Raw genomic sequence first — 25053 nt, 5'->3', positions numbered from 1 at the left:
TCAGTGAAATGTGTTATTGTCTGAGCAGTTAAAGCAACTGTGGTACAACGATATTGTCTTGGGGAACTTTTTCCGGACGGAAAAGCGGCAGCAGCTCTGCTGCGGTAAGCGGTTCCGGCTTGGGCAGCTGGCCTGCAAGATAGGCCAGGAGGCCGATAATAGGCTCCGGACTGCCGAAGTGCTGCCTGAGGGCAGCAATTTCCAGATCACCGTCGCGTTTGGAAAGCCTGCGTCCTGCAGCATCCGTAAGCAGCGGAATGTGGCAGAAGGACGGCGGCGTAAGGTTCAGCAGGCGGTAAAGATAAAGCTGCACCGGTGTGGAGTTGAGCAGATCGCAGCCACGTACTACCTGATTTACGCCCATGAGCGCATCGTCGATGACAACAGCCAACTGGTAGGCGTACACTCCGTCGCTACGGCGCAGAATAAAGTCACCGCATTCGTGCGCCAGGTTGGCCTGCTGTCTGCCGTAGTGCATGTCCGTAAAGGCGATAAGCTCGTCATCAACCTTGATGCGCCAGGCTGGACGGCGCTGCTGCATTTTAGCGCTGCGCTGCTCTGCCGTCAGCTCGCGGCAGGTGCCGGCGTAAATAATACGTCCGTCGCTGGCGTGGGGCGCTTCGGCGGCGTGCAGCTCGCTGCGGCTGCAAAAGCAGGGATAGACAAGCTCCTGCTGCTGTAAAAGGTCGAAGTAGTGAGCGTAGATATCGCTGCGGCGGCTCTGGAAAAAGCTGTCGCTGTCAGCGCTGCAATACGCACCCTCATCCCACGTCAGTCCCAGCCATTCCAGCTCGCGGGCCAGTGCGTCTGCCTTGGCGAGAGAACAGCGCTGCGGGTCCAGGTCTTCGATGCGCAAAACTATTTTGCCGCCGCTGCTTTTGGCATAGAGCCAGGCCAGCAGGCTGCAGAAAACATTGCCCAAATGCAGAAAGCCGCTGGGCGTAGGAGCAAAGCGTCCTACGACAGGCGTATTGTCCGCTGTCACTATCTTTCACCACCTTGACCGAATATCAATATATACTCTAATATTTTACCATAAACTCTCCTGCTTTGCTCAGGAGATTAGTCCGTATGAAGGAAAAAGTTTGCGGCAGCGGCGATTTCACTATAATCTCACTGTTTTGCCCGTCTGCTTTGCTGTATAATGTAATTATAAAAAGTAAGTCGCTTTGGATGCTGCATAAATGAGGTGAGAAAATGACAGAGCGTTTGGAAGAACACAAAATGAAATATGCCGTTGATACGGATAAAGAGGCGGAGGATATCTGCCGCTGGGCCGCAGCCCGTGCCGGTGTAATTGTCGTTGCTCCGGTAGTAGGCACGATGACGCTGATGGCGAACGAGGTTTATATGATTACCCGTCTGGCTAAGCTGCGCGGCATTAAGCTTTCCGAAAGTGCCGTGTTGGGACTTTTAGGTTCGCTGGGCGGTGCCTTTGTGGGACAGACCTTGGCAACGCTGATTCCCTTTGCGCCGGTGCAGATTCCCGTGGGCATGTCGGTGACCTACGCCGTGGGCAAGGTGGCGAATGCTTGGCTGGAGGCAGGCTGCCCCGATGATTTGTCTGCGTTTAAAACAACTTATGAGGAGGCACGCATCGAAGGCATTAAAATGCTGGGCGAGCTGAAGAATATGGCCTGCAAGGATAAGCCGCTGGGTGATGAAAGCCGTCGCTTTGAGGTGGATGATACGTTGGATAAGATGAATCGTAAGGCGGATGAAATGCTGCACAAGGCTAAGGATTTTTTGAAAAAGAATTAGTGCGGCAAGTTGAGCCGGCAGTGATTATTTACTGCCGGTTTTTTATAATTCTTTTCCCAAGTTAAGGGGATTTGTTGTATAATATATAGTTGAGAAAATATTTTTATGTGAGGTCTGACTATGCGCTTAAGAAAAAAACCGTGGATTGAAGAAGCTATGAAGGAAGTGCAGGGAGAATACGTTTTCCTGCATGATATCGATAAGTTTAAGGGACATTGGCAGGAGATGTTCCCGGGCAAACGTCTGTGTCTGGAAATCGGCTGCGGCAAGGGACGCTTTACCATCGGTATGGCAGAGCTGTATCCCGACAAAGCCTTTATCGGTATTGAAACACAGCATGATATTGCCTATTTCCCCGCTAAGGCAGCGAAGGACAAAGAGCTGACGAATGTTAAAATCATTTGCGCTAATGCCGAAAACCTGCTGGATTGGTTCGAACCAGGCGAAATCAAGGAGCTGTATCTGAATTTCAGCGACCCCTGGCCGAAGGCACGTCATGCCAAACGCCGTCTGACGCACCGCAACTTCCTGGCGCTGTACAAGCAGCTGTTGGGCGAGGGCGGTCACTTGCGCTTTAAAACGGATAACCGCGCTCTGTTTGATTTTTCCGTAGAGGAATTCAAGGAGTTCGGCCTGCAGATTATTGCTTTGAGCTATGACCTGCATCATTCCGAATATGAGAACCCTGTACAAACAGAATATGAGCAGAAATTCAGTGCGCTGGGTACGCCGATTAATTTCTGCGAGGTAGTTTTTTAAATAGGGCTTTGCCATGAATAAGAGATTTTTGTTATGGGATAATCCCCGTCAGGCTATTTTTACTCTTATGGCCGTGCTGCTGTTGCTTGGCGGCATTAATGTGTTCAGCGCCAGCTTATATGATAACGGACCATCTTATTTGTTTCGCTATTATTTTTGTGCCCTTGTGGGATTGGCAGGCATTTATTTTGTCCGTCGTATAGGCTACAAAAGGTTGCTGAATAAAAGATTTCTGTGGATATGCTATTGCATAGTGCTGGTTATGCTGGTAGTGGTGCATTTTTGGGGAGCAGCCAATAAGGGTGCTACACGCTGGATTTATATCGGTTCTTTTTCTATCCAGCCGTCAGAGATAGCCAAGCTGGTGCTGATTATGCTGTCAGCCAGATTTTTGGGCAACGCGATGAAGCTGGGAGAGAAGATAAGCCTGTATAAGGGCGAATGCCTTCTGGTGACAATGGCAACGGGTATAGCTGCCTTTGGCGTTCTTGTGCAGCCTGACCTGGGAACGGCGGCAATTATTGCGGCGCTGGTAATGGGCATGTTTATTGTTGCCGGATTGCCTGCGCGCTGGATAACAACTATTGTTGGCGTTGGTGCTGTTGGCGCTGTGCTTTTGTCAATAAGTTCGGAATATCGTCTGCAGCGTCTGCATGTGTGGTTTGACCCCTGGCTCGACCCGCAGGGCAAGGGCTATCAGATGGTGCAGTCGCTGCTGGCAATCGGCAGTGGCGGCCTTACAGGCACCAACTGGGGACACGGCGCAGCAAAGTTTGCTTACTTGCCGGAGGCTCATACCGACTTTGCTTTTGCTGTTTTTTGTCAGGAAAACGGCTTTTTCGGAGCACTTATTCTGCTGCTTGTTTTTTGTCTGTTGGGAGTTGCTTTTTATAAGATTACAATCAGTACGCGAGATCAGAAGGGCTTTTTGCTGGCAGCCGGAGTTACCTTTTTAATCATCGGCCAGGCTTTTGCCAATATGGCGATGGTTTGCGGTATTTTCCCGGTTATCGGTGTACCGCTTATTTTTATCAGCTACGGCGGCAGCTCGATGATAATTTCGATGGCGGCAATCGGCTTGCTGCTGTCTGTTTATGATGAGGAAGAAAAGCAGCAGCTTCTGGATGCCGAACCGCCGGAAAAACGCCGCAGTGATTTGCGTGTCGTGGGCAGCAGGAGGTGGCAGCAATGAAGCCTTTTGCTTTTTTAGACAGTAAAAGACGTTTTACAGCCTTATGTATATGTATGGTTGTAATTGTAGCCGGTGTGTTTTTACGTTTAATCTGGCTGCAGGTAGTGCAGGCAGACAGGCTCAAGCAGCTGACGAAATCACAGCTGACGGCAGAGTATATACGCGGCACTCCGCGCGGACGCATTGTGGACCGTGACGGCGAAGAGATGGCCGTGAGCATTATGACGGGCTCGCTTTACGCAGACCCTGAAATGATGCAGGACGAGCAGGATGAAAAGAACAAAAAAACCGTGCAGCGTGATGTGAGACGCTTAAGCGCGGATTTGCTGGCACCGGTGCTGAAAACGGATGCCCAAAAGCTTTACGGTATTTTTACCGGCGGCGGACGCTTTGTTTGGCTGAAGCGCACCATGGAGCCGAAGGAAGTAGCACAGGTTCAGAAAATTATTAAGGATAATGATTTGAAGGGCCTGCATTTTCTGGAGGAAAGCAAGCGCTATTATACTAAAAAGCGTGCGGCAGCGCAGATTCTCGGCTTTATCGGTACCGATGACAAGGGCCTGAGCGGCCTGGAATATCAGCTTGATGATGTGCTGAAGGGCAGCGAAACAACCTATTCCAAGCTGCATGATGCGGTAGGCAAGCAGCTTTTAGGCTTAATGGTGAATGATCCGGGGCATGAGCTGCAGCCGAAGCAGGAAAAGCTGCCTACGGTCTATCTGACACTGGACAGCAAAATTCAGTATGTGCTGGAGGATGCTATGGATGATGCTATGGCACGCACCAAGGCCAAGGGAGCTGCAGCCATCATCATGGACCCGTACACCGGTGAAATTTTGGGTATGGCCAGCCGTCCTACCTTTGACCCGAATAATTTCGGCAAGTACAGCCCCGATAGCTGGACGAACCGTGCCGTTTCCATGATTTACGAGCCCGGATCGGTATTTAAGCCGATTGTCGGCTGCATGGGCCTGACGGAGGGTATCATTACGCCTGATACACCGATTCAGGACAACGGCCGTATCAAGATTGCCGACCGCGTTATTTACAACTGGGATGGCGAAGGTATGGGTACGGTGCCGTTTTCTACTGTTATCAAGTTTTCTATCAACACCGGCATGGTACAGCTGGGAATGAAGCTGGGAGCGGACAGGCTTATCAGCTATGCGAAAAAGTTCGGCTTCGGTACGCCTACCGGTATTGAGCTTCCCGGTGAAGAGGGAGGCATTCTGTACAATCCTAAGGATATGTATGAGCCGGACGTAGCGACGATGGCTATCGGTCAGGGCGTTGCGGTGACACCTTTGCAGGAGCTGCGCGCTATCTGCGCGATTGCCAACGGCGGCGAGCTGCTGCAGCCGTATATCATCAAAAAAATTGTGGCTGCCGACGGAACCGTTATCAAGGAAGGCAAAAAGACGGTAGTACGCAATGTTATTACCGAGCAGGTTGCACGCCAGATGCGTGAGATGATGGAAAAGGTAGTCAGCGAGGGCGGCGGCAAGACTGCTGCGATTAAGGGCTACCGCATTGCCGGCAAAACAGGTACGGCTGAGAAGCTGGCAGCCGGCGGCGGTTATGCTGCCGGTCAGTACATTGCTTCCTTCGTAGGCTTTGTGCCTGCGGATAAACCGCGCTATGCAATGCTGGTTATGCTGGATACGCCTCAGGGAGCCTTCTACGGCTCACAGGTCAGCGCACCTATCTTTCGCGATACACTGCAGCAGATACTGGTTGCCAAGGGCATTCAGCCCGCAGCAAGCGAAGGCCTGCCTTCTTTCGAGGAGATGAATGCCGTAGGACAGAAGGATACCCAGAAGCCGAAGCAGCTGCCGGTGCTGCAAAGAATGCCGGACGGCAAAATCAAGCTGCCGGATTTCAAAGGACTGGACATGCGCAATACTGTCGATTTGCTGGAGCCGTATAAGCTGAAGCTGAAGCCTTACGGTAGCGGCCATGCATGGCAGCAGAAGCCGCCACCGGGCAGTGAGGTGCTTGAAAACACTACGGTAGAAGTGTGGTTTAACTAAAAATTTTGTATTATTTTACTTCCCCGGGCAGGAGAAAAGCTGCTCGGGGAAGAACTATATAAGATACTTTGCCACTATGCGCAGTTTTTTACGCAATGAAATAGGAGGAGATAAACATGTTATCCGATATTGAAATTGCCCAACAGGCAAAAATGCAGAAAATTACTGATGTTGCTGCCAAATTAGGCATTAGCGAGGACGATATTGAATTATATGGCAAATATAAAGCAAAACTGTCCTACGATTTAATCCGCCGTGTTAAAGATAAAAAAGACGGCAAGCTGATTCTGGTTACCGCTATTACCCCGACTCCGGCAGGCGAAGGCAAGTCCACTACTACCGTAGGTTTGGCACAAGGCCTGGCTAAGCTCGGCAAAAAGGTTATCGTAGCTCTGCGTGAGCCTTCTCTCGGCCCCTGCATGGGCATTAAGGGTGGCGCTGCAGGCGGCGGCTATTCTCAGGTTGTGCCGATGGAGGACATCAACCTGCACTTTACCGGTGACTTCCATGCTATCACCTCCGCACATATGCTGCTGGCAGCAATGCTGGACAACCATATCCAACAGGGCAACGCTCTGAACATTGACCCGCGCCGTATTGCGTGGAAGCGTGTTGTAGATATGAACGACCGCGAGCTGCGCAACATCGTAGTAGGCCTGGGCGGCAAGGCTCACGGCGTACCGCGTCAGGATGGCTTTGATATTACCGTTGCTTCCGAGGTTATGGCTATTCTTTGCCTGGCAAGCAGCCTGCATGACCTCAAGGAGCGTCTGGCAAAAATTATCGTTGCTTACGATTATAACGGCAATCCTGTTACCGCAGGCCAGATTAAGGCTCAGGGCGCAATGGCAGCTCTGCTGAAGGATGCCGTTAAGCCTAACCTGGTACAGACTCTGGAAAACGTACCGGCAATCATCCACGGCGGTCCGTTTGCTAATATTGCCCATGGCTGCAACAGCGTTATGGCAACTCAGACCGGCATGAAGCTGGCTGATTATACTATCACCGAGGCAGGCTTCGGCGCTGACCTGGGTGCAGAAAAATTCTTTGATATCAAATGCCGTTATGCCGGCCTGAAACCGGACGCAACTGTTATCGTTGCTACCGTACGTGCGCTGAAGATGCACGGCGGCGTACCGAAAACCGACCTGAAAACTCCGAACGTAGAGGCAGTTAAAAAAGGTCTGGTAAATCTGGAGAAGCATATCGAAAACGTTAAAAAATTCGGCGTTCCCTGCGTAGTTGCCATCAACATCTTCGCTCAGGATACCGCAGAAGAGCTGGAGGCAGTACGCGAGCATTGCGCTAAGCACGGTGTTAATGTTGCACTGTCCGACGTATTCGCTAAAGGCGGCGAGGGCGGTATCGACCTTGCTAAAGAAGTAATTGCCCTGGCAGACAGCGGCGAGAGCAAATTCGCGCCGATTTATCCGCTGGATATGAGCCTGAAAGGCAAGATTGAAACCATCGCTAAAGAAATTTATGGTGCTGACGGCGTTAACTATACTAAGGAAGCAGATAAAGCCCTCAAGGAATTTGAAGAGCTTGGCTACGGCAACCTGCCTATCTGCATGGCTAAAACCCAGTATTCCTTCTCCGATGACCCGGCACTGCTGGGCCGTCCGAGCGGCTTCAAGATTACTATCCGCAACTGCCGCATTGCAGCAGGCGCCGGCTTTATCGTAGTTTTGACCGGTGATGTTATGACTATGCCCGGTCTGCCTAAGGTTCCGGCAGCAGAGAAAATAGACGTTTCGGATGATGGTGTAATCAGCGGTTTGTTCTAAAGCAAGTCTGTCGGATAAAGCGCCATCTGCGTCGCGATAGCTCCTAGGAGTACGTTTAAGTACGCCGTCGTCGCTATCGCATAGCATCTGACGCTTTCCCGCCAGCCTTTAAGGAATTGGAGAATAAAGCGCTATCTGCGTTCCTGTTTTGCTATCTATAATAAATTATCTGTTTTGTTTTGAGGTGAATTTACTATGGAAACTGTTTTAATGAGGGGTAAGCCTGTTGCTGATGTTTACCGTGAGGCTATTGCCAAAAAGATTGCTGTTGCTAAGCAGCACGACCTGTTAGTAACTCTGGCTATTTTGGTTGTGGGTGATGATCCCGCATCTCACGTATATAAGGGCAGGCTGGTCAAATTGATTGAAAGCTTGGGCGGTGCCGCTAAGGTTATTACCTGCCCTGCCGATACTCCGGAGGAGGAGGTTATCAGCATCATTAAAAAGCTGAACCGTAACCGTTACGTTACCGGTATTATGCCGATGATGCCGATGCCGAAGCATATCAACAGCGATAACGTGGGCGCGGCAGTTTCTCCGAACAAGGACGTAGACTGTCTGAATCCGCAAAATATCGGTGATGTGTTCATGGGCCGCAGCCGTTTTGCTGCCTGCACTCCGCGTGCCTGCATGGCAACTCTGGCGCACTATGGCATTGAGCTGGAGGGCAAGAACGTTGTCGTTATCGGCCGCAGTAATGTTGTAGGCAAGCCTGTGAGCGTACTGCTGCTGCAGAAAAACGCTACTGTTACCATCTGCCATTCGCGTACACGCAATCTGCCGGAGATTTTAAAACAGGCGGATGTTATTGTCGCTGCAGTGGGTAAGGCCTGCTTTGTAAAGCCGGAAATGGTTAAGGAAGGCGTTGTAATTGTGGACGTAGGCATCAACGCTGTGGACGGCAAGCTGGTGGGCGACGTTGACCCCGCAGTTGCCGAAAAGGCGAGTGCCTTTACTCCTGTGCCGGGCGGTATTGGTGTTGTCAGCAATATGATGGTAATGGAGTGCCTGACACGTCATATCTGATTTTGCTGCAGGTACAATAATTAAGTGGGGAGCTTTATGAAATATTTATGGGTTTTTCTCACTGCCTGTCTTGTGGGCATTATCTATTATAATTCGTCGCTGCCCTTGAAGCAGTCTTCCGAGATTAGCGGCTGGTTTGTTGCACTGACACAGCTTTTGGCGCAGCATCTGGATATTCATCTGGCGGGTGATGTTGAGCATCACATCCGCAAAATGGCGCATTTTTGCGAATTTGCGCTGTTGGGATTGCTGCTGTGCCGCAGCTTCAGTGCTTGGGGCGTGCCTAAGCTTACGGCAACCGGTTATATTCTCTTTTTAGCACTTTTGGTAGCTGTAATCGATGAATATATCCAAGCCTTTTCGCCGGGACGTGCCAGCAGAGTGAAGGACGTACTGCTGGATTTCAGCGGAGTCTTCTGCGCCTGGCTGGAATATCGCATCTGGGAGTGGAGCGCACGAAAATAATTAAAAATTGCAGGCTGCAACTTGGCGCCGACAGGCGTCCGGCTGCAGCTTTTTGCTGCGCAGAGAAAATAATTGCTTTTGCAGACATTTTGCCGTTCCTTCTGCTTGCACTCATCGTTATCCTGTGCTATAATTCTGGTTAACGGATGGTAACGTTAAAAACGTCAAGGTTAACGTACCACTTATTTTTTTACAGCATAAGCCTACCAATTAAATAGGTTACAAAAAAGGAGAAGAGAATATGAACCCGCAAGCATTAGCACAAGAAATTATTGATGGCAGAAGACTGACTCGTCAGGACGATTTAAAGGCATTTCTGACCTGCGATTTGCAGGCCTTATGTGAAGGCGCAGATAAAATTCGCAAGCATTTTGTCGGTGAGCGTGTGGATTTGTGCTCCATTATCAACGGACGCAGCGGCCGCTGTCCGGAAAACTGCAAATTCTGTGCGCAGTCTGCACATAACCATACCGATTGCGAGGTTTACAGCTTCCTGCCGGAGGAGGATATCGTGAAGCTGGCACGCCTGAACCAGGAGGAAGGCGTACACCGCTTTTCCATTGTAACCGCAGGCAAGGCGCTGACCGGCGAAGAATTCGACAAGGCTATTCATGCGTATGAAACCATGCATCGTGATTTGAAGATTGATTTGTGCGCTTCCATGGGCTTCCTTTCCCGTGAGCAGCTGCACCGTCTGCATGAGGCAGGTGTCACCAGCTATCATCATAATATCGAAACCTCTAAGCGCAACTTCCCTAATATCTGCACCACGCATACCTATGATATGAAAATCAACACTCTGAAGATGGTCAAGGAGGAGGGCATGTGCGCCTGCTCCGGCGGTATTATCGGTATGGGCGAAACCTGGGAGGACCGTCTTGATATGGCTATTAGCCTTGCTGAGCTGGGCATTGATTCTATTCCGCTGAATGCGCTGATGCCGATTCCGGGTACGCCGCTGGAGCATCTGCCGCGTCTGAGCGAGGATGATATACTGCGTACTGTGGCCTTCTTCCGTTACATCAATCCTTTGGCTAATATCCGCCTGGGTGCAGGCCGTGCGTTGCTGACCAATGACGGTGAAACCGCCTTCAAGGCAGGTGCCTCCGCTACCATTACCGGTAATATGCTGACCACTGTGGCCTGCGCTACTATCCGCAGCGACAGAAAAATGCTGAATCATATGGGACGTGACATTAAGCCGGAATATATTACGGATGCGGAAGCTGCTGCGATTGATGCCAGAGCGGAACAGGCATAATTACATATTGCAAAAAATTCAGCTGCCTGCGGACGGACGAGGTCCTTTTGCAGGCAGCTTTTTATATGCTGCTTTAACGGTGCGTTTTACACCGGTTGCACCACTTGCACCAGTTGAACCACTTTTTTCGGCGTTTTTGCTGAAAAAGCAGCAGCTCGTGAATTTTAATATAATATAAATAAAAAAGCCTTATTTTAGCCGTAAACAGCATAAAATAAAGCTTTAGAACCCTTACGAAGACTTTACTTACAGGGATATATATTAGGGGTTGTGGAGCAGTTTTTACGTTTGCACCAAAAGTAGTGGTGCAAGTGGTGCATGTGGTGCAGCGGGATGGAATTTTAATTTTACGTAAAGGTGAGTTGAGCAAAGGTTTTTTAAATTTGCTTTGAGCGCGTTGCAAAGAATATGGTGTTAGAGTTGTTTATACCATAAAACAGTATTGTTAGAAGTGTAGCGTTTGTTGAATGCATTATCTTTACAAGTATATTGGGCTGCTGGTGGAGTATTTCTGCAAATTCTATAGCATAATTGGTCTAGCGGCTTATCACTGTCGATAAATGTTCTTATCCAGCCTTGTATATAGAGGGACGGAGGAGAAAATTTACTTTTATTTCCGTAACCAATATTTTGTTCAATTATGAATGACAGGGCTAGTATTGCATTAATATCTATAGGAGATAGACTTTGCTGGCAGTTAAGTGAAGTCAGTTTATCGACTGCGGTTAACGCATCTTCTCCGTAAAATATTTTATCGAAGGCTTCGAGTATGTCATTTTTCTTATTTGGATTTTCTCTGGATAAAAAATATAGGTCGAAGAGTAATCGTAGATGGTTTGGCTTATAGGGTTTTTGATTTGGCTCTTTAAGATAAATTTGGAAGTTTTTGTTTATATCATAGTGCTTAAATCTTGCAGATAGCTTACTTGGCCTAAAGAATGATATTTCATAACCTTGACTTTTGTATATTGTTATTTGTTCATCAAATGGTAATTCTTGTGCAACTTTAGTTATTTCTGCAAGATTCATAATATCAGCTCCCTTGTTTATTAAAGAATTTCTCAATGTCTATATTAAGTGCATTAGCTATTTGGTTTAAAACAGATATTGAAAGGCTTTTGTTTAATCCTGCAGCTTCTATTTTAGATAAATAACTGATGCTTATTTTTGCTTCTTCGGCAAGTTGGATTTGGGTGATTCCTCTTTGCTTCCGATAGTATTTTATGTTTTGGCTTATTGTATTGTATAAATCTAAGTCTGAAGAAAAGCGCATAACGTTACCACCTGTTAAGTTTCACTATTTGTGAATATTATCTCATTTTGTTAAAAGACAATATTGCACTTATAGTGAAATAAAAAAGAGTGGGTAAAGTTTTTAACTTTACTCACTCTTTTGGTAATAACGATTTTTAGGTTTTACTTAAATAACTGTTCAAAAATATTGTTTTCCATATCTGTGATATTGTATAAGGTATCTAACACGTTGAAAGTTTCTTCCAGATTACGTCTTGCACTACGCCAACCTGCGCCGTCAGTAATCCAAACAAACTTGAAATCTTTGATGTTTTTAGATTCCTCGGCTATCATTTTATAGCTGCGGGACGTTTCGTTTAATTTGGAACCACCGCTTGCGTAGAAGTTTGTTTCAATAACATAAATACAATTATCTGTTTTTATGACAAAATCCCAACGTTTTGTGGACGTTCCTTCAGCGGAAATAGCAGATAGATTAATTTGCCATTTTTCTTCTATTTCCGTAAGGTACATTTCTTTGTAGTATTCTACTTTAGCTTTCTTTAAATAGCTTTCAACTAAATCTTCCATCTGGTGACCGCCGCGATTTTTGCGACCATTGGAACCTAAACCTACTTCAACGCCTGTTACGTAATCGTATAAATTAGAGATAATATGGTTCTCTAACATATCAAATAAACCGGTTTGACGCATAAAGTATTTATATTGTTCTACAGATTGCTCGGCTTGGGAAAATTTGTAGTTTACTGAGCCTTTTTCATCCTGACAATATATTTCAGATTCGCGTACAGCCAGTAAAATAGGTATAGCCTTTAAACATTCAGGATATCTGGCAAGAAGAGCTTCAAAGTCTTCTTCGATATGTTTTGAATGGATAAGAGAATTCAATATATTAATTTCGATTTTTAACCGCTCAGCGTTTTCATATACTTTAGCAAAGTCAGTATAATATCCGTAACCATTAATTGAAGGTCTGAAAGTTGCAAGCCAATCATTAAAAATGCGTTTTTGCATATGTAGTCACTTCCTTGTAGAGTTTGTTTGTATTGCAGAGTATTTTAATCTATAAGCAGCTTTACATCTTCAAATTTTCTGATGTGGAGATAGGCATCTTCATTTTCGCTATATAAAAGCTCATTAATTTCGTCTACAGAATCATCAAGGTTGTTTTTGTCGATTTTTTTATTTAAAAATGTGCTTATAATCCTAAAAGCTTCTTCTTCTATAAGCATTTTTGAAGAATACGGAATGCGATTTGCGTATTTGCTATTTTTACTTATATAGCTTTCCATAAGATATTTTTCGTTGCCGGAATAACCAAGAAGTCGGAACATTTTATTGGGATCATGACGTTCATAAAGTGTACTGCCTTCTTCTTCTGATAGCCATGAATATTTTATTTCGTTGGCTTTATCGCCGTATAAATGCTCAAATAAAGATACCCACATTTTACTCATTTGGCACCAAGCAGTTTCTGTATCAACAGCAAAATAATAATATTTCATACCATCAATTACACTTGAAGAAACAGCGGTTATCTCGGAGATTTCACCGCGACATTTGCCATAATAACCATCAATGACCTTTTTTTCATCGAGTTCAGCTTGTATAAGGATATTGCCTAGCCATTTTGAACATCCATTCCAGTTGTTAGAGCTGAGTTTATCTTTAGGCATATTGCTCCATCTATTAAGCTTATCATGCAAATCACAAATGATGTCTTTGTTTTGGCTATAAAATAAATTATTATTATAAGCCCAGTTCGGCATTGCATTTCCTCCTTCGCAAAATTTGTTTGCTAACCGAAAAATATTATGATATTAATCGCCTATATATAGTATAAACGTTTGTAGAAAAAATGTCGAGATTATTTCATACAAATAAAGTGCTAAAACTAGACAGGAAGAATATAATATGATAGAATAAAAAGAAAATTCTGAATAATATAAGGGCGGCGATTATTATATATATTCAACCAAGTAATTTCGCATTAGAAAAAACAACAATTTGGTCTTTTAAAGAGCGTGGGAATTGGGCTACTCACACCGGAGAATATAGAGGAAACTGGTCACCGTATGTACCGAGGAATCTTATTTTACGTTATACAAAACCAGGTGAATGGGTGTTAGATCAGTTTGCTGGAAGTGGAACTACGCTTGTAGAAGCTAAACTGTTAAATCGCAATGCGATTGGAATTGACATCAACAATAAAGCAGTAAATTTGGCTAAGAAAAAATTACAAATCTCATTTGATTCCATATCACAGATTTTTGTTAAACAAGGTGATGCTACAAATTTATCATCTATAAAAACTAATGGGATTGATTTTGTTTGCACACATCCGCCCTATGCTGATATTATAAAATATAGCCAAGATATACCGGAGGATATTTCTTGTTTATCATTGAGCGATTTTTTGGAGAGAATGTCTTTAGTAGCTCAGGAAGCTTATCGAGTTTTAAAGCCTAATCATTATTGCGCGGTAATGATGGGAGATATAAGGCGTAAAGGAAAAATTTTCCCATTAGGATTTGAAGTAATGAAGATTTTTTTGGAGCAAAACTTTCATTCCCAGGAAATTATTATTAAAGAACAGCATAATTGTCGTTCAACGGACTATTGGTGTGAACGCAATCTTCAGTTTTTATTATTAGCGCATGAGTACATTTTTGTTTTTCAAAAGTAAAAATTCAGGATTGTCAAGTTCAGTTATTGCCTCTATAATAGAATGGTATAGTTTAGTCTGGAGAGGAAGAATAACTTGAAAAATGCTACAGTAGGTCCGTTTGTAAAATGGGCTGGTGGTAAAAGACAGCTTTTAGCACAAATAAGAGAGAGAATGCCAAGGGAATATAATAGATATTATGAGCCATTTATAGGCGGAGGAGCAGTAGTTTTCGATTTACTTCCTGAAAATGCGTTGATTAATGATATCAATGAAGCGTTGATAAATGCTTATGTACAGATAAGAGAAAATGTAGATTCATTTTTAGATAATATTAATAGAATTGATTCTGCAATAGGGGAGGACGGCAAAGCTTACTATTATTCAATGCGTAATTTATATAATATGAAATTAGAAAAAATGGAATATGATATTGAATTGGCGGCATTGTTCGTTTTTTTGAATAAGCATTGTTTTAATGGATTGTACAGAGTAAATAGCAAAGGACTATTTAATGTTCCTTATAACAACTCTAAACGTGTGTCCTGTGATGAAGAGTCTATAAGAATGACTTCGGATTATTTAAAAAGAGTAACGATAACAACAGGTGATTTTGAAGATGCATGTCGTAATGCTGATAGAGGTGATTTTGTCTTTTTAGATAGTCCGTATGCACCTTTGAACCCTACTTCTTTTGAATCTTACACTAAAGAAGGGTTTACACTTGAAAGTCATGAAAGGCTTGCTCGCTTATATGACGAGTTAACAGAGCGAGGCTGTTATTGTATGCTGACGAATCATAATACAGAACTTATTGAGCAATTATATGGTAATAAGGGATATACTATTAGTGTTGTAAATGTAAAGCGTATGATTAATTCAGATGCTAACAATCGCAAAGGTCAAGAGGTTATTATCTGTAACTATTAAAGGCTAGTATTATGGAAAATTTATTTGAAACAGATGTAGAATTCTTCTACCAAACTGAAAATGCACAACTGCTCCTAGGCGACACGTTTGAGCTGCTGCAAAAGCTTCGCCCTGAATCCGTTGACGTAATTTTTGCAGACCCGCCCTACTTTTTAAGTAATAACGGCATTACTTGCCGTAGTGGCAAAATGGTTTCTGTAAATAAAGCTGCGTGGGATATGGTTGATGATAAAGAGCACATGTTAGCCAACAAGCATCAATTCAACAGACGCTGGATAAACCTCTGCAAAAAAGTGCTTAAACCCAACGGCACCATCTGGATATCGGGAACTTTCCATAATATCTTTTCTATCGGCATGGCTTTAGAAGAGGAAGGCTTTAGAATAATCAATAACATTACGTGGCAAAAAACTAATCCGCCGCCGAATCTTGCCTGCCGTTGCTTTACGCATTCTACGGAAACAATCATCTGGGCCTGCAAGGATGATAAAAAAGCAAAATACTTTTTTAACTATGCCTTGATGAAAGAAATAAATGGCGGAAAGCAGATGAAGGATGTCTGGACAGGCAGTCTTACCAAGCCTTCGGAAAAGAAGTTTGGCAAGCATCCTACGCAGAAGCCGGAGTATTTACTGGAAAGAATATTGCAGGCTTCTACGCAAGCAGGCTATATAGTGCTGGACCCGTTTTGCGGTTCGGGGACAACTGGCGTTGAAGCATTGCGCAACGGTTGTAATTTTATAGGGATTGATAATGTGGAGGAATATCTGGAGCTTACGCAAAAACGCTTAGATAAAGAACAGGAGTCTTTGTTTATTTAACTCTTTCTTTAATAAAATAACAAAATCAGAAGCCTAACCACTTTCTAACTTTGTCCTCATCGTTACCTAATGCAATATTTTAGTCAACAATAGTAACGCAACAAGCATATATATACATAAATACCTAATTAGCCGCCTGCAGAGGAAACTTCTACCTCCGCAGGCGGCTTTTTGACGTATGCACTTGTAGAGATGTGCCTGGTGTTATATAATAAAATGTGTATGCATGAAATATGCACATGTTTATTGACAGTGGCTCAATGGAGGGCTTATGGACTTTAAATTTTTTAGGAACAGAATAAAGGTATCTCTATACAGCATAGGCATCTTCGCCTTCTTCCTGCTTGTTTCCCTGGTGAGCCTGTATATTGTGCGCGAAAAAATATTGGATAATTCGCATATTATGGGACAGCAGCTGGCAGCCCGCTTTGCCACAAGGGAAACAGGACGCATAAAAGCTCAGGAAATTCTGCTGCGCAGTGCCGCGCAGAACCTTGCACATATGCTGGAAATGAAGCCCGATATGACAGATGCAGAGCTGGAGGAGGCGCTGACGCATTTTACCGATTATATGGAAAAAAATGCTGATGTGGGCCGCTTTGATATGTGCGCTGTAGTACACGGGCATCTTATTGGCAAGCGATTGGAGGGACAGCCGACAGATGTTGCTTCGCTGAAATGGTATCAGGCAGCGCTGAGCAATAAAAGCGGCGTAGCCTATACTAATTTATATCAATACGGCAAGAATAATGAGCGCCTGCTGACGATGGCCGTGCGCTTTAGCGATAACAATGTACTGGCGATGAATCTTTATCCGGAGCGTCTGAATGGCCTGCTGAGTGACAATAAGCTGCCGAAGGACAGCTATTACTACCTTTGCGATCCGTCCGGTAATATTATGTTTACCATCAATGACCGCAATCTGTCGATAGAAGAAGAGCAACCTTATGTAGATAAAATCTTTAAGGAAATCCGTGATTCTGACAGTGATGTATCTTATATTACCGACTATGAAGGCAATAAGCGCGGGGTTTACTACACGGTTTCGGAAAAGGGTTGGATATCTATTGTAACGATTCCATATGATTTCCTGATGGGTGATTATAAGGATTTGATGCAGTGGTTCAGCCTGACGCTGGCCATTTTCCTGCTGCTGGCTGCCGGTTTGGCGCTGCGCGAGCATATGCTGAATAAACAGCTGCAAAGCATCAATGAGGTTATCCGCGTTATGAGCAAGTCCTTCCTGGCTGTGTTTAGAGTGAATTATGTTACAGGACGCTATTATATGCTGAAAAGCACCAGCCCGGGGCCGCAGGAGCCTGAGGGCGATTATGATGAGCTGCTGCAGGAGCTGATAAAGAATGTGGAGCCGGAGGCTGCCGATGAGTTTGCGGCCAGCTTTTCACGTGAGCATATCAAAGAGCTGGTGGAGCGGCATATCAATGACTTCGGCGGTGAGTTCCGCCATCGCTTCGGCAAGGAATACAGATGGCTTAATGTCCGCCTGATGCGTGATGATTTGTTGAATAAGGACGAAGCGGTTTTCTTCTTCCGTGAGGTGGAGGCTGAAAAGCAGAAGGAGCTGGAGCATCTGCAGCTGACGGAGCAGGCGCTGCAGGTAGCACAAGAAAATGCCAAGTCCAGAAACATGTTCTTCTCCGCACTGTCGCACGATATGCGTGCGCCTCTCAACGGCATTATCGGCATGGCTGAGCTGGCAGAGCTGCACAAGGATGACTGCGGACAGGTGAAGGAATATATCCGCAAAATAAGCGCCGCAGGGCAGCAGCTGCTGACTTTGATTAACGATATTCTGGAAATGGCACGTCTGGACAACGGCAAGGTGGAGCATGTGCAGGAAACCTTTATGATTGCCAAGGTAGCGCAGGATACCAGCGATATTTTTGCGGCGCAGGCCGAGCTGGAGCAGAAGTTCTTTGACTCTCAGCTGATGCTGCAAGAAGATGAAATGGTGAGCGGCGATTTGCAGGGCTTGCAGCAGATTTTGAATAATATTTTGTCGAATGCGCTTAAATATACCAAGGCGCATGGCAAAATCAGCTTTTTGGCGCGTCGTGAGCCGGGCAATGAGCGCAACCGCGTGCATTATACCTTTGTTATTAAGGACACCGGCTGCGGTATGTCGGCCAAATTCCTGGAGAAAATTTACAAACCGTTTGAACGCGACAGCCGTTTCGGTGTGCCGCGCGTTACCGGCACTGGCTTAGGCATGACGATTGTCAAAAGCCTGGTGGAGCGTATGGATGGCAGCATTCACATCAGCAGTCGTGTTGATGAAGGCACCTGCGTAATTATTTCTTTGCCGTTCAATATCGTGAAAAAGGTGGAAAGCAAGCCTCAGGATGCAATGCCGAAGCTGGAGGATTTTGCCGGCTGCAGAATTTTAGTAGCAGAGGATAACAGTATCAATATGGAGATTATCAGCGAGCTGCTGACGATGAACGGTCTGGAGGTATTGCCGGCAAGCAACGGCAAGGAGGCCGTGAACCTGTTTGAGTCTTCGGAGGAGGGCAGCATCAGCATGGTGCTGATGGATATGCAGATGCCGGAAATGGATGGCTGTGAGGCTGCCGAGGCTATCAGAGCTTTGCCGCGCGAGGATGCGCGTAAGGTGCCGATTCTGGCGCTGACAGGCAACAGCGGCAGTGATGACGTGGAACGTGCGATGGCTGCCGGCATGAATGATTTTATGGTGAAACCGGTACAGATGAAGCTGCTGGCGCAGATGATGAGTGCGTACCTGCAGCATTAAGAGCAGAAAGGGGTGCGAAGCCGTGCATTTACAGGAACTGCCGCAGTATGTGGCGATTGATATTCAGGAGGCGCTGGAGGAGCGCTTTATGGAAAGTGAAGCTATGTATGTGCGCTTTTTGCGCAAGCTGCTGACAACCGATGATTACAGACTGATGGAGGAGGCTGCTGCCGCAGAAAATTGGCAGGAGGTGCTGCGCTATGCGCACAACCTGAAAGGCGTGTGCGCAACGCTGGGGCTGATCGGCTTGCAGGCACAGTTTGCCGATATTGTGAGTTTGTTGCGCAGCGAGGACTATACCGTGCCGCAGCTGCAGGCGAAGCTGGCTGCGGTTAAGATTGACTGGCAGCGCACGCTGCAATATATTGAGGAGCTGGAGAGCGCATGATGGAAATAATAAGTGTAGCAGTCGGCGGTGCTTTGGGTGCAGTGTGCCGTTATCTGCTGGGTAATTTTATCAGCAGAGCGAGCGGCAGCGCCCTTCCCTGGGGAACCTTCGCCATAAATATCATAGGCTGCTTTTGCATGGGCCTTTTGATGACGCTGATTGTGGAGCGCGGTCTGCTGCCTGCGGCCTGGCGCCTGTTCTTGTGCGTAGGCTTGTTGGGCGGCTTCACCACCTTTTCCTCGTTTGGCTATGAAAGCCTGATGCTGCTGACGGAGGGTAATATCGCTGCCGCGGCAGCGTACAGCGGCGGCAGCCTGCTTTTGGGACTTGTGGCTGCGGGAGCAGGCGTGCTGGCGGGTAAAGGGGTATGAGGCTGACGCTGTAAGGAATAAACAACACTTGTGAAAATGTATGTTATAATCAGTGATATAGACTATGCGCAAAAGCAAGGGGGAGAATCATATGGGATTATTGTTAAATACTCTCTCTCCGGCAGTGTTATACGAGGAGATGGCTAAAAGTACATATTTTGTTGATAAAACAGCCTTTATAGGCCAAATGCTGCAGCGTATAGGTACTAATGGTAAGTATGTGTGCATCACACGTCCGCGCCGTTTTGGCAAAACTGTTATGGCTAATATGCTGGGAGCATTTTTGACTAAAAGTGCCGCTACGGCCAAGCTTTTTGCACAGTTAAAGATAGGACGTGATGCCGAGGCTATGCAGCATATTAATCAATATAATGTTATTTATATTGATTTCAGCAGAATCAGCAGCAATGATTACCAAAGCTATATAGATAATATTGCTGATGCCTTGAAGAAGGATTTGCATAAGGCGTATCCCGATGTTGATTATCGTGCGGCAGGCGGCGTAGCTGAGGATTTGGAAAGAATTACTGCAGCGACGGGCGAAAGGTTTATTTTCATTTTTGACGAATGGGATGCAATCTTTCATGCTGCCTTTATTTCCGAAGATGACAGAAAAAAATACCTGCTGTTCTTAAAGGATTTGCTTAAGGACAGAGTATACGTTCAGCTGGCGTATATGACTGGCGTACTGCCGATATCAAAATATACCAGCGGCTCGGAATTAAATACATTTGCGGAATATAATATGGCTACGATGTCATTATATAGTGATGTTTTTGGCTTTAATGATACGGAAGTAGATGCGCTGTTTGCAAAGTATCAGGCTTTGACGGCTCAACCGCAGGTTACACGTGAAGGCTTAAAAATATGGTATGACGGCTATCACACTGCTGCTGGCAATTTACTGTATAATCCGCGCTCTGTTGTTATGGCTTTACAGAATAACCAGCTTTATAATTATTGGACTAGCTCCGGACCCTATGATGAATTGTTTTACTATATCCGCAACAATGTGACGGCGGTACGTGATGATTTGGCGCTGATGGCTGCCGGTGAACGCATACCCTTGAAAATACAGGAATATGCGGCCATGCTGCTGGAGCTTAATACAAAGCAGCAGATTTTTTCGGCGATGGTTGTTTATGGCCTGTTGACATATGAAAACGGCAAAGTGTTCATACCTAACAAAGAATTGATGGATAAATTTAATGAGCTGCTCCTGAACAAGGATTCCTTGGGCTACGTACATCAGCTGGCGGTAAAATCGGAAGCGATGCTGCAGGCTACGCTGAAAGGCGATACCGCTACAATGAGCAGGGTTTTGGAATTTGCGCACAATACGGAAACACCGCTGTTGGCGTATAACAATGAGACCGAACTGGCTGCTATTGTTAATCTCATATATCTGGCAGCACGTGACAGATATAATGTCCAAAGGGAGGATAAGGCCGGGACAGGCTATGTTGACTTTATCTTCTATCCCTATCAGGAAAACGATGATTGCCTTATTTTGGAGCTGAAGGTGGACCATACGCCTGAGGAAGCGATTGAGCAGATTAAACGCAGACAGTATGCGCTCAAATTTGCTGGAACTCTGGGAGATGGCAGCAAGCGTTATAAAGGAAGGATTTTGGCTGTCGGTATAGGCTATTCCAAGAAAACAAAGCAGCACCGCTGTAAGGTAGAGGTGCTGCAGAAGTAGTTGTCTGTATTATGATGAAAATAGGGAGTGAATAAGGTGAAAATTGAAAGCGGAAGAATGCTGAATGACTATATTGAACCTAACAAAAAACAGTACTGCATTCCTGTTTTTCAAAGGGATTATGCATGGACTGAAGAGCAGTGTACAAAGCTTTTTGAAGATATAGTTATGGCATATAAAAAAGACAGACCTCATTTTTGTGGTTCTTTCGTGTATGCACCTTTGGGTTCTAAAAAACATATTGATTCATATATAATTATTGATGGACAACAACGCTTTATATCTTGATAAAAGCACTTGCTGATTCAGCAGATGATGATAGAGATAAGGATGCTCTGCAAAGATATCTCTACAATGAAGATAAATTTGACAGATATGGCTTAGACGAAAAAAGCAAGCTGAAATTAAAACCGGTAAAAACTGATAATGATCAACTTCTGTTATTAATGTCAGGAAAAATAGAGCAGATGGATAAGAGCAGGCGAGGCATAATTTATCATAACTATATGCTTTTTATGCAATTAATAAAATCATTTCTTGAGGAATCAAGTGCTAATTCTGTACTGATGATTAATGATGGGATAGAAAAGCTGATTTGTGCAGATATTAGATTAGATACAGACGATAATGCTCAAGAAATATTTGAAAGAATTAATTCAACAGGTATTAAGCTAGGATTAGCAGATTTGATTCGTAATTACATATTAATGACTGATACAGATCAAGAACGTTTATATGAAGAGTATTGGCTTACTGTGCAGAACTTGTTGCCTGATAAATTGCTTGATAACTTTTTTATAGATTATCTGAATATGAAAAGCGATGGCTTTGTAAAAGAAAGTGAAGCCTATAAAAGCTTTAAACAGGTATATGTAGAAGGTAAGTATGACAATGAGAAAATGCTTCAGGAAATTTTGCATTACGCAAAGCAGTATTATGTATTTTGTTATGGAAGCAGTGATTTTGGCGCTGAAGTAAATAAAGCTTTAGCAGGCTTGCGCAAGCTAAAGCAGACTACGGTATACTTATTTTTGTTCAGAGTTTTTGATGATTATGAAAATGGAATTATTAATAAAAATGAACTGGCGAGAGTGCTCAAAATGCTTCTAAGCTACAGTATAAGAAGACTTGTTTGTGAGATTGGTTCTAATACTCTGCGTGGATTATATAAGACTCTTTATGGACGTGTATTCGAACAAAAAGAAAATAAAAATACATACTACGATTCTCTAGTTTCGTTCTTTCTGCAACAAACCTCGAAAAATACAATACCATCAGATAATGAGTTTGTGACAGCATTGCAAGAAAAGAATCTTTATAGTAAAAATGCTCTTTGCAAATATTTACTCTGTGCAATCGAAAACCAAGGCAAGGAAACATTAGATACAGAAAATCTAAGCATTGAGCATATAATGCCACAAAATAAAAATTTGTCGATGTCGTGGCAAAAAATGTTAGGAGAAAATTGGCAATCTGTGCATGAAAAGTATCTTCATACGCTCGGTAATTTGACATTAACAGGGTATAATAGTGAGCTTGGAGATAAGCCGTTTGAAAAAAAGAAAGAGAAATTGGAAGAAACCATTACACATATAGCTGTTCTCTATAGTGATGTTAAGGATAAGAGTGAATGGAATAGCGTAAATATGGAAAAACGTGCAAAACGTTTGGCTGAGATTATTTTAAAACTATTTCCTATTGAGCAACCAAAAACAAAAATTGAATTTACTGATCCCCACTATAAGCTTTATACATTAGCGAATCCGGACGATGCTACTTATAAAACAGTAAATTATTTTGAGTTTTTAGGAGAACGTGTGAATGTTAGTAGTTTTGCTGAGATGGTAAGGTCTATTGCTCAAATTTTGTACGATATGGACAATAGCATTATTGATGATATGGCTAAGAAACATGAACCACTGCCGGAATGGACAACACCAGCGTTTTCTTATGAAGAAGACGGTGTACGCAACCCGTTTAAGTTGAGAAACTGTAACATTTATATTTCAACAGGTTATTCTGCATCTGCATGTATATTTTTCATAAGAGGTTTAATGAAAAAGTATGAGTTCGATATTAGTGAGGATTTTGTTTATAGTGCAAAACCTAACAATACATCGATAAATTAGCCTTTTTTCGTTTTCCTGATATTCAACACGGCAATCGCCGCAAATATCAGTCCCATGCCGATGATTTTTACCGGCGTCAGTGCTTCCGCAAAGAAGATGACACCGACGGCGGCAGCCACAAAGGGCTCAATCGTCGCGAGGATGGAAGCCTGTCCTGCTTCAATCTGTTCCAGTCCTTTGGTGTAGAGCAGATAAGGAAGTACGGCGCAGAGCAGGCCCAGCCCTAAAACGCTGACGATGGACGGCAGGTCAATGGCTGCAAGACGCTGATAATCAAAATCTGCCAATGGCCATGAAGCTGCGAGTGCCAGATAAAAGGTGTAGGCGGTGATGGTGAGTGACGAATATTTGCGCACTGCATATTTGCCGAAAATGCTGTACAGCGCATAGCCGAAGCCGCTGCCCAGACCGTAGAGCAGGCCGCTGAGCGTAAGCGTAAGGCTGCTGCCGAAGACGCCGGTTACACAGGCGCAGCCGCTGAAGGTGAGCAGCAGAGCGAGTGCCTTGGTGCGCGTGAAGGCTTCACTGAAGCATACTAGCGACATAAGCATGACAAAGACGGGCGCGGTGTAAAGCAATAGCGCTGCCACCGCCAAGCTTGTCTGCTGCATGGCGTTGAAGTAGCAGTAGTTGAAGAATACTAGGCTGCATATGCCGGTGCCGACGAAAAGCCAGAGGTCACGCAGTCTGATGCGCAGGGCGGCACTTCCTGACCGCAGCAGCGGCAGTGTGACGCAGATTGCCGCTGCCAGCGAACGCAGGGCAACTATTTGCATGGAGCTGAAGCCTTGTGCTGCCAGTGTTCTGACGAAGAGTCCGATTAAACCCCAGCAGACAGCAGCAGTGATGATATAAAGATAGGCCTTTGTTTTCATTGCTCAGCCTGCTTTTTGCCACGTCCCCAAAAGGTGTGGAATTTTTGCAGCAGCTCCTTGCCGGGCTTGGGCGGCCACAGCTCCTGCCTGTCGCTGTCACGCATGGCTGCCGCCAGATGCTCGTAGATTTCCGGATATTGCGCATCGAGTGCTGCGATGTGCTCCTTGATGTCCTGGCGCATGGTGTGACCGTCATAAGGACAGGGGTTTTTGATAGGCTTCAGACCCAGTTTTGCCACCAGATCGCGGATTTCCTGCTCGCGGTAGTAGAGCAACGGGCGCAGTACCGTGATGCCGGAGCGCGACAGTGGCGTTACCGGCAGAAAGGTGCGCAGTTGGCCGCTGGTCACAAGATTCATAAAGAAGGTTTCCACTGCATCGTCATTGTGGTGCGCCAATGCCACCTTGTTGAAGCCAAGCTCCTGTGCGCGGCGGTTGGTGGCTGCACGGCGGAAGTAGGCGCAGGTGAAGCAGGGACTGCCGCCTTTCTTTTCATGTGCTGCCATTACGTCAACATCGTCACTGTAGTGTGTAAGGCCGAACTGCGCGCAAAAGGCCTCCAGCTCCGCCTTGGGAAAGTTGGGTGCAAACATGCCGTTGACGGTGTAGCAGGCAAGGTCGAAGGGAATCGGCGAATATTTTTTGATTTCCGCCAGCATGGCTGTCAGAAGCATGCTGTCCTTGCCGCCGCTGAGGCCGACAAGGATGCGGTCGCCCGGCTGCAGCATATCGAATTCTATAATAGCCCGCCACAGCTTGCTCAAATCCTTGGCGGGAACGAAGGTGCTTTTCTTAGTCATCTGTATAATCTCCTTTTGCATTACATAGCATTATTTTAACACAATGCAGCTGCTTTTCCTAGCA

General features: G+C 45.2%; 23 protein-coding genes and 1 pseudogene. 17 read left to right on the top strand and 7 right to left on the bottom strand.

The genetic code is table 11. The annotated features are described in order from the left end of the window. Positions 1–28 precede the first annotated feature (28 nt). A complete protein-coding gene (gene gluQRS, locus KAH19_RS03780; RefSeq protein WP_210685159.1) occupies positions 29–985 on the bottom strand; it encodes a tRNA glutamyl-Q(34) synthetase GluQRS in 957 nt (318 codons plus the stop codon). Positions 986–1197: 212 nt separating this feature from the next. Here gluQRS and KAH19_RS03775 point away from each other — a divergent pair, with 212 nt between their 5' ends. The 8 genes from KAH19_RS03775 (at position 1198) to bioB (ending at position 10281) form a co-directional block, all read left to right on the top strand. Beyond that, positions 1198–1761: a hypothetical protein gene (locus tag KAH19_RS03775; protein WP_210685158.1), complete on the top strand. Its 564-nt coding sequence runs from the start codon at positions 1198–1200 to the stop codon at positions 1759–1761. 120 nt (positions 1762–1881) lie between these two features. Continuing rightward, the gene (gene trmB, locus KAH19_RS03770) at positions 1882–2520 is read left to right on the top strand and encodes a tRNA (guanosine(46)-N7)-methyltransferase TrmB (protein ID WP_009144566.1); all 639 of its coding nucleotides are present in this window, start codon (positions 1882–1884) and stop codon (positions 2518–2520) included. Between the two features lie 13 nt (positions 2521–2533). After that, positions 2534–3712, top strand: a complete 1179-nt coding sequence (locus KAH19_RS03765; protein ID WP_210685157.1) for an FtsW/RodA/SpoVE family cell cycle protein — start codon at positions 2534–2536, stop codon at positions 3710–3712. Beyond that, a complete protein-coding gene (locus tag KAH19_RS03760) occupies positions 3709–5742 on the top strand; it encodes a penicillin-binding transpeptidase domain-containing protein (RefSeq protein WP_210685156.1) in 2034 nt (677 codons plus the stop codon). The genes KAH19_RS03765 and KAH19_RS03760 overlap by 4 nt, the downstream gene beginning before the upstream one ends. A 116-nt stretch (positions 5743–5858) precedes the next feature. Continuing rightward, entirely contained in the window at positions 5859–7529 is a 1671-nt protein-coding gene (locus KAH19_RS03755) for a formate--tetrahydrofolate ligase (RefSeq protein WP_210685155.1), read from the top strand. Between the two features lie 195 nt (positions 7530–7724). Next, positions 7725–8555 carry a bifunctional 5,10-methylenetetrahydrofolate dehydrogenase/5,10-methenyltetrahydrofolate cyclohydrolase gene (locus KAH19_RS03750; RefSeq protein WP_210685154.1) on the top strand — a complete coding sequence of 277 codons (831 nt, stop codon included), beginning with the start codon at positions 7725–7727 and terminating at the stop codon, positions 8553–8555. 36 nt (positions 8556–8591) lie between these two features. Beyond that, positions 8592–9020, top strand: coding sequence for a VanZ family protein (locus KAH19_RS03745; protein ID WP_210685153.1), 429 nt, complete (start codon positions 8592–8594; stop codon positions 9018–9020). A gap of 241 nt (positions 9021–9261) precedes the next feature. Next, a complete protein-coding gene (bioB, locus tag KAH19_RS03740) occupies positions 9262–10281 on the top strand; it encodes a biotin synthase BioB (protein WP_246869422.1) in 1020 nt (339 codons plus the stop codon). Between the two features lie 414 nt (positions 10282–10695). Here the strand turns inward: bioB and KAH19_RS03735 are convergent, their stop codons facing one another. The 4 genes from KAH19_RS03735 to KAH19_RS03720 form a co-directional block, all read right to left on the bottom strand. Next, entirely contained in the window at positions 10696–11310 is a 615-nt protein-coding gene (locus KAH19_RS03735; protein WP_210685152.1) for a hypothetical protein, read from the bottom strand. Between the two features lie 4 nt (positions 11311–11314). Then, entirely contained in the window at positions 11315–11554 is a 240-nt protein-coding gene (locus KAH19_RS03730) for a helix-turn-helix domain-containing protein (RefSeq protein WP_210685151.1), read from the bottom strand. A gap of 143 nt (positions 11555–11697) precedes the next feature. Continuing rightward, positions 11698–12549: a type II restriction endonuclease gene (locus KAH19_RS03725; RefSeq protein ID WP_210685150.1), complete on the bottom strand. Its 852-nt coding sequence runs from the start codon at positions 12547–12549 to the stop codon at positions 11698–11700. Between the two features lie 44 nt (positions 12550–12593). Beyond that, the gene (locus tag KAH19_RS03720; RefSeq protein WP_210685149.1) at positions 12594–13304 is read right to left on the bottom strand and encodes a hypothetical protein; all 711 of its coding nucleotides are present in this window, start codon (positions 13302–13304) and stop codon (positions 12594–12596) included. A 191-nt stretch (positions 13305–13495) separates the two neighbouring features. On the opposite strand from KAH19_RS03720, the gene KAH19_RS03715 reads away from it, so the two are divergent. The 9 genes and pseudogenes from KAH19_RS03715 (at position 13496) to KAH19_RS03675 (ending at position 23314) form a co-directional block, all read left to right on the top strand. Continuing rightward, complete coding sequence (locus KAH19_RS03715) at positions 13496–14221, top strand: TRM11 family methyltransferase (RefSeq protein ID WP_371816696.1); 726 nt, start codon at positions 13496–13498, stop codon at positions 14219–14221. 75 nt (positions 14222–14296) lie between these two features. Further along, a complete protein-coding gene (locus KAH19_RS03710; RefSeq protein ID WP_210685148.1) occupies positions 14297–15130 on the top strand; it encodes a Dam family site-specific DNA-(adenine-N6)-methyltransferase in 834 nt (277 codons plus the stop codon). A gap of 11 nt (positions 15131–15141) precedes the next feature. Beyond that, complete coding sequence (locus tag KAH19_RS03705; RefSeq protein ID WP_210685147.1) at positions 15142–15951, top strand: site-specific DNA-methyltransferase; 810 nt, start codon at positions 15142–15144, stop codon at positions 15949–15951. Between the two features lie 271 nt (positions 15952–16222). After that, on the top strand, positions 16223–18724 hold the full coding sequence (locus KAH19_RS03700; protein ID WP_210685146.1) for a response regulator: 2502 nt from the start codon (positions 16223–16225) through the stop codon (positions 18722–18724). Between the two features lie 22 nt (positions 18725–18746). After that, entirely contained in the window at positions 18747–19112 is a 366-nt protein-coding gene (locus KAH19_RS03695; RefSeq protein ID WP_210685145.1) for an Hpt domain-containing protein, read from the top strand. Then, positions 19109–19483 carry a fluoride efflux transporter CrcB gene (gene crcB / locus KAH19_RS03690; RefSeq protein ID WP_210685144.1) on the top strand — a complete coding sequence of 125 codons (375 nt, stop codon included), beginning with the start codon at positions 19109–19111 and terminating at the stop codon, positions 19481–19483. Before KAH19_RS03695 ends, crcB begins: the two co-directional genes overlap by 4 nt. 91 nt (positions 19484–19574) lie before the next feature. Then, the gene (locus tag KAH19_RS03685; RefSeq protein WP_210685143.1) at positions 19575–21185 is read left to right on the top strand and encodes an AAA family ATPase; all 1611 of its coding nucleotides are present in this window, start codon (positions 19575–19577) and stop codon (positions 21183–21185) included. A 57-nt stretch (positions 21186–21242) separates the two neighbouring features. Beyond that, positions 21243–21829, top strand: a pseudogene (locus KAH19_RS11040) (DUF262 domain-containing protein); the annotation flags it as partial. Positions 21830–21892: 63 nt separating this feature from the next. Further along, entirely contained in the window at positions 21893–23314 is a 1422-nt protein-coding gene (locus KAH19_RS03675) for an HNH endonuclease family protein (RefSeq protein ID WP_371816695.1), read from the top strand. Here KAH19_RS03675 and KAH19_RS03670 read toward each other — a convergent pair. Both KAH19_RS03670 and KAH19_RS03665 read right to left on the bottom strand, forming a co-directional pair. Continuing rightward, positions 23311–24189, bottom strand: coding sequence for a DMT family transporter (locus tag KAH19_RS03670; protein ID WP_210685140.1), 879 nt, complete (start codon positions 24187–24189; stop codon positions 23311–23313). The genes KAH19_RS03675 and KAH19_RS03670 overlap by 4 nt on opposite strands. Further along, entirely contained in the window at positions 24186–24989 is an 804-nt protein-coding gene (locus KAH19_RS03665) for an ATP-binding protein (protein WP_210685139.1), read from the bottom strand. Before KAH19_RS03665 ends, KAH19_RS03670 begins: the two co-directional genes overlap by 4 nt. Positions 24990–25053 lie beyond the last annotated feature (64 nt).

Origin of the sequence: Phascolarctobacterium sp. Marseille-Q4147, from assembly GCF_017968825.1 — a bacterium.
Lineage (GTDB): Bacteria > Bacillota > Negativicutes > Acidaminococcales > Acidaminococcaceae > Phascolarctobacterium_A.
This window is presented reverse-complemented; position numbering and strand designations above follow the sequence as displayed.

Bases quoted from the DNA above. Each gene is read 5' to 3' on its own strand.
- KAH19_RS03775 (WP_210685158.1), top strand. From the start codon at position 1,198: ATGACAGAGCGTTTGGAAGAACACAAAATGAAATATGCCGTTGATACG.
- KAH19_RS03720 (WP_210685149.1), bottom strand. From the start codon at position 13,304: ATGCCGAACTGGGCTTATAATAATAATTTATTTTATAGCCAAAACAAA.
- KAH19_RS03745 (WP_210685153.1), top strand. From the start codon at position 8,592: ATGAAATATTTATGGGTTTTTCTCACTGCCTGTCTTGTGGGCATTATC.
- KAH19_RS03675 (WP_371816695.1), top strand. From the start codon at position 21,893: ATGACTGATACAGATCAAGAACGTTTATATGAAGAGTATTGGCTTACT.
- bioB (WP_246869422.1), top strand. From the start codon at position 9,262: ATGAACCCGCAAGCATTAGCACAAGAAATTATTGATGGCAGAAGACTG.
- KAH19_RS03735 (WP_210685152.1), bottom strand. From the start codon at position 11,310: ATGAATCTTGCAGAAATAACTAAAGTTGCACAAGAATTACCATTTGAT.
- KAH19_RS03730 (WP_210685151.1), bottom strand. From the start codon at position 11,554: ATGCGCTTTTCTTCAGACTTAGATTTATACAATACAATAAGCCAAAAC.
- KAH19_RS03725 (WP_210685150.1), bottom strand. From the start codon at position 12,549: ATGCAAAAACGCATTTTTAATGATTGGCTTGCAACTTTCAGACCTTCA.
- trmB (WP_009144566.1), top strand. From the start codon at position 1,882: ATGCGCTTAAGAAAAAAACCGTGGATTGAAGAAGCTATGAAGGAAGTG.
- KAH19_RS03700 (WP_210685146.1), top strand. From the start codon at position 16,223: ATGGACTTTAAATTTTTTAGGAACAGAATAAAGGTATCTCTATACAGC.
- KAH19_RS03665 (WP_210685139.1), bottom strand. From the start codon at position 24,989: ATGACTAAGAAAAGCACCTTCGTTCCCGCCAAGGATTTGAGCAAGCTG.
- KAH19_RS03705 (WP_210685147.1), top strand. From the start codon at position 15,142: ATGGAAAATTTATTTGAAACAGATGTAGAATTCTTCTACCAAACTGAA.
- crcB (WP_210685144.1), top strand. From the start codon at position 19,109: ATGATGGAAATAATAAGTGTAGCAGTCGGCGGTGCTTTGGGTGCAGTG.
- KAH19_RS03670 (WP_210685140.1), bottom strand. From the start codon at position 24,189: ATGAAAACAAAGGCCTATCTTTATATCATCACTGCTGCTGTCTGCTGG.
- KAH19_RS03765 (WP_210685157.1), top strand. From the start codon at position 2,534: ATGAATAAGAGATTTTTGTTATGGGATAATCCCCGTCAGGCTATTTTT.
- KAH19_RS03685 (WP_210685143.1), top strand. From the start codon at position 19,575: ATGGGATTATTGTTAAATACTCTCTCTCCGGCAGTGTTATACGAGGAG.
- KAH19_RS03760 (WP_210685156.1), top strand. From the start codon at position 3,709: ATGAAGCCTTTTGCTTTTTTAGACAGTAAAAGACGTTTTACAGCCTTA.
- KAH19_RS03755 (WP_210685155.1), top strand. From the start codon at position 5,859: ATGTTATCCGATATTGAAATTGCCCAACAGGCAAAAATGCAGAAAATT.
- KAH19_RS03750 (WP_210685154.1), top strand. From the start codon at position 7,725: ATGGAAACTGTTTTAATGAGGGGTAAGCCTGTTGCTGATGTTTACCGT.